Origin of the sequence: Coleofasciculus sp. (genome assembly GCF_046565525.1) — a bacterium.
Classification (GTDB): domain Bacteria; phylum Cyanobacteriota; class Cyanobacteriia; order Cyanobacteriales; family Coleofasciculaceae; genus Coleofasciculus.
In genome coordinates, this window is the sequence record NZ_JBKHUP010000221.1 from 1 (window position 1) to 3,136 (window position 3,136).

5 protein-coding genes and 1 pseudogene are annotated in these 3,136 nt (G+C 46.7%); 2 read left to right on the forward strand and 4 right to left on the reverse strand.

Features of this window, described 5'->3' with window-relative positions; translation table 11 throughout:
• Positions 1-172 precede the first annotated feature (172 nt).
• Both ACLGGO_RS35185 and ACLGGO_RS35190 read left to right on the forward strand, forming a co-directional pair.
• Positions 173-472: pseudogene (locus ACLGGO_RS35185) on the forward strand (DNA cytosine methyltransferase); the annotation flags it as partial.
• On the forward strand, positions 441-1,220 hold the full coding sequence (locus ACLGGO_RS35190) for a hypothetical protein (protein WP_446422796.1): 780 nt from the start codon (positions 441-443) through the stop codon (positions 1,218-1,220). The pseudogene ACLGGO_RS35185 and the gene ACLGGO_RS35190, both read left to right, overlap by 32 nt.
• Here the strand turns inward: ACLGGO_RS35190 and ACLGGO_RS35195 are convergent.
• The 4 genes from ACLGGO_RS35195 to ACLGGO_RS35210 form a co-directional block, all read right to left on the reverse strand.
• Positions 1,181-1,543: an ISAs1 family transposase gene (locus tag ACLGGO_RS35195; RefSeq protein ID WP_446422797.1), complete on the reverse strand. Its 363-nt coding sequence runs from the start codon at positions 1,541-1,543 to the stop codon at positions 1,181-1,183. The genes ACLGGO_RS35190 and ACLGGO_RS35195 overlap by 40 nt on opposite strands.
• Positions 1,461-2,018: a hypothetical protein gene (locus tag ACLGGO_RS35200; RefSeq protein WP_446422798.1), complete on the reverse strand. Its 558-nt coding sequence runs from the start codon at positions 2,016-2,018 to the stop codon at positions 1,461-1,463. The genes ACLGGO_RS35195 and ACLGGO_RS35200 overlap by 83 nt, the downstream gene beginning before the upstream one ends.
• Before the next feature lie 234 nt (positions 2,019-2,252).
• Complete coding sequence (locus ACLGGO_RS35205) at positions 2,253-2,666, reverse strand: HNH endonuclease (RefSeq protein ID WP_446422799.1); 414 nt, start codon at positions 2,664-2,666, stop codon at positions 2,253-2,255.
• Positions 2,667-2,876: a hypothetical protein gene (locus ACLGGO_RS35210; RefSeq protein WP_446422800.1), complete on the reverse strand. Its 210-nt coding sequence runs from the start codon at positions 2,874-2,876 to the stop codon at positions 2,667-2,669.
• Between the last annotated feature and the right edge of the window lie 260 nt (positions 2,877-3,136).

The following is a 3,136-nucleotide window of genomic DNA, read 5'->3' on the forward strand; positions in this document are numbered from 1 at the left end:
TTGCCCACAGACCAACAGAAGCGACAAGCTCAACTTCAAGGATGGATGAATGGGGAATATCCCTATCCAGCGATCGCCAAACGTTTAATCGAGGCTAATCAAAACTGGGGACTTTATCTCGACGGTACAAGAGTCTTAGAGGAGGAGTTTTGAAAATGGGGGAAAAAGACAAATGCTCAGAAGAATTTCTCAAGACCTACAACTCCTCGACCTCTGCTCAGGAGTCGGTGCCGGATTCCCCTACACAGCGATCGCGATCGGGGGATTTAGCCTGGTTGGATTGTGCGAACGAGACGAATGGTGCCAAGATATCACCCAAATCCAGCCCCGATACTTCTGCATTGAGAACGTCCCAGGACTGCTCAACTGCCCCTACAGACCCGGACACAAGCACAAATATTTTCCACATCTACTCCGACAATTACAAGAGTGCGGGTACGATGCGGAATGGTTATGTGTCGGAAGTGGACACTTTGGCGCTCCCTTCCTTAGACGACGGTTACTGCTGGCTGGAGTCGCCCACAGCATTATCCGCCACCCCTGGACGCCGACCCCCTGGACTCTCCAGGTTAGAGAATCAATTGAAAGAGTACGGGCTAATCGAGAAAGGGCAGGTATTACGACCGGATTTCCTACTCAGTTCTTACAATCTCCCAAAAACTTACCTCGACCCCTCGGAAAAGAGAACGGCAATTCAACTACACGAAGACAGCGAGAGGCAGTTGGAAATATTCTCGACCCCAGAGTTGCAGCCGTCGCCCTTCGACGAGTCCTCTATCTGTCCCGGTTGTAGAGACGTAGCATGCTACGTCTCTACTGAGGTTGAGGGGGGTTGTGGGGTCTGTGGTTGGTCAGGCGAAAAATTACTAGGGGATAAGCAAAAATGTTCTAGCAAAAAAGTTAAGGACAGTTCCGTTAAATGCTCTAGCAAAAACGCATCCCCTAGTAAAAGTCGGCGAGGCAAAGGGGAGGGGAGCGGCTCAATTCACTGCAAACCCATTAAACGCGGTGAAAAGGACTACCCCCAATACTGGTATCACTATGAAATCTGGCAAGAGGGCGATCGCCTTCTCAAGAAGACTAAATACATTCCCAAACGCTTACTATCGGAAGTACAGCGACTTGATCAGCACAAAGCACCAGTTCGGGAAATTCTGAAAGTATTAGGGGCAGGGCTGTTTCATTCGCTATATGGTGCAAGTCGCCAAAGCCTGCCATAGAGCCAGGTCTGGGCATTTGTAATTGAGCGAAAACCCAAAATTCTCAAAAGGTTGATGGCGATGGTCAGGAGAAGGGATAGGTTGGTGACGGCTTGAAAATGACAAATAGGAGATAAATCTTCTTTAAAAATGGCATCTCTAACCCAATGGAGTTGATTCTCAATTTTCCAATGACCTCGAATGTTGGCAGCGAAGGTTTTGGCATTCGATTGACGACTGCTCAAATAATATACAGTCTGATCAACAGGTTTGGATTTTCGCGTCCCGATACGTTTTGAGCCAGCCGCTTTTACCGTTGGCTTCCAGTCGTTTGGATAGCTCAATCATTTTTAGGATGTGACTGGGTAGGCTATCATCATCTGAGTTGGCGTGAATGACCTTAACTTGACCTATATAGAAACGGGCAAGCTGGATCGCCATCTCCATGTTTTTTAAAATTGGTGATTTTTTCTGACCGCTGGGACTGACCAAGGCAGCAAAGATTGTCGGCGGAACTCGGAAATTCCAGTTCCGTTTGAGGACTATTTCTGTGCCAGTTTTATGTAGGCTGGATGCACTGGCGAGTAAGGCTGTGAGTGCGACGGCGGGACGGATGTTCAACCAAAGGCACCATTGTGTGATGGGTGCAGCTAGGGCTTCTGGTAGATAATCCGCCAAGTCTATCTGGGTATTCGTCTTTTGAAGTAAATCTGTAACCTGGGAGCGATTGGACTCGCGCTCAATTTCTATGTTTGTTTCGTCTAGGCGCTCGTGATAAAGCCTCCTCAATTCCATGTTTAAGGAGAGGTCATTATCCATTGTTCATTATCCATTGTCAATTTGTAAAGTTTGATAATGTTGCAACGATTATTGGGCAAAAAGCACCATAAATGCAATGTGATGCACCAAGTTGGTTAGATGAAGAAATCGACGAAAACTAGATGGGCTAAAGATTTGGACGCTCTTGTTGTTTATCTTTGATGTTCTGGGGAGTGTCCACCAATAGCAGAGCGATATGTACAGGCTCAAAAAATGCAATCAGTCAATGCAAGTTTATGATGGCGGATGACGACCAAGTAATTCTTCTTCTGCTCTAATCGCCAGCATCGTTGCTCGATTTAAATCAAGTGCTTGTACCGTTGCTCGACCTGTAGCTGTCAACCCGATAACTTGTACACCGTTCCAATCAAAGTGTTTTTTCCATACCTGTTGGCGAGGATTAAAAATGGAGACAACTTCACCCGTTTCCTTCTCCTCAAGCTTTTGCCGTGCGCCTTTACGAAGTGAGCAGGAGACACAAGCAAGAGCCAAGTTTTCAGCAATCGTCTCGCCACCAGCTACGACAGGAACAATGTGGTCGATATGGAAAGTAGCTACTTGACCAATTTGTGATATACCGCAATATTCACAGCGGTTATCTGCTCTTTGAATGACTAATCGACGGAGGGAAGCTGGAATTGTTGCCATTTATGCTTGCTTCATCACCCGTGTTGATCGCAAACGCAGTAGAGATAAAAATTCCACCAGTTCAACCAGTCCTTCTGCTTCCTGTCGTTCTGCCTGAGATAGGGTATAGCCCTCATCTTGACGATCCAACAAAAATTGTAAGCGTGCGTGAACCGCTTGGGGAAGCTGGAATCGGGTTAGTTCAACAGGAATTTCGACGATTTCGGGCATAGAGCTACACTATTCTTTTGGAGGATGTCAAAGTGAGCTGTTGTTATTATATCACATTCAGGTAGCAGGGCTGTTTCATTCGAGTCGTGTGGCAAGTCCCCAAAGCCTTCCATAGAGCCAGGTCTGGGCGTTTGTAATTGAGCGAAAACCCAAAATTCTCAAAAGATTGATGGCGATGGTCAGCCCGCATTTCTCACAAAAGGCGTGATTGCGAATAGCAGAAACCTTACCAGACAAGGATTTAAGCCCATTTCTTCACC